General features: G+C 81.9%; 1 pseudogene. It reads left to right on the top strand.

From position 1 onward, the window contains the following. Positions 1-899, top strand: a pseudogene (locus ABGB17_RS38805) (hypothetical protein); the annotation flags it as partial.

Here is an 899-nt window from a genome sequence, read left to right as displayed (position 1 = left end):
GGCTTCGGGTCCCGCCCGGCCGCCGAGGTCCCTGGCTTCGGGTCCCGCCCGGCCGCCGAGGTCCCTGGCTTCGGGTCCCGCCCGGCCGCCGAGGTCCCTGGCTTCGGGTCCCGCCCGGCCGCCGAGGTCCCTGGCTTCGGGTCCCGCCCGGCCGCCGAGGCCCCTGGCTTCGGGTCCCGCCCGGCCGCCGAGGCCCCCGGCCTCGCGTCCCACCCGGCCGCCGAAGGCCCTGGCTTCCCGTCCCGCCCGGGCATCGAGGCTCCCGGCACTGGGGCCCGCCCGGCGATCGGCGCTCCCCGCCCGGCCAAGGAGACACCTGGCCCGGCTTCGCGTCCGGCGACCGGCACACCCGCCCCGGCCTCCCGCCCGTCCATCGGGACCCCCGGCCCGGCCTCCCGCCCCGGCGCCCCCGGCGCCCGCCCGCAGAGCCCCGCCGCGGACCCGGCGTCCCGCCCGGCCGCCGCGTCCTGGTCCCCCGGCGTCGCCCCGCCGCGTCCGGCCACCGGCGCGCCCCGGCAGGACCGTACGGTCCTGCCGCCCGCCGCGCGTGCCCTGCACCGCCCCTCCTCCCAGCCGCCGGCCACCACACCGCCGCCGCCCACCGACCCGGCCCAGGCCCCCGAGCCCGCAGTGACCGCCTCCGGGCAGCCGGAGCAGCAGCCCATCGGCACCGAGGCGCTCCGCCGCCTGCGCAGGCTCGCCGCCTCCGCCGAGGCCAAGAGGTCGGCCGAGCGCCCCGCTGCCCCCGAGCGTGTGACCACCGAACACACCACGCCGGAACGTCTGGGCACAGAAGGCGCCGCGCCGGAACGTCTGGGCACGGAGCGCGGTGCACCGGAGCGTGTGGCCGCCGAGTACGCCGCGCCGGAACGTCTGGGCACAGAAGGCGCCGCGCCGGA

It is taken from the genome of Sphaerisporangium sp. B11E5 (assembly GCF_039871875.1).
In the GTDB taxonomy this organism is placed as follows: Bacteria; Actinomycetota; Actinomycetes; order Streptosporangiales; family Streptosporangiaceae; genus Sphaerisporangium.
This window is presented reverse-complemented; position numbering and strand designations above follow the sequence as displayed.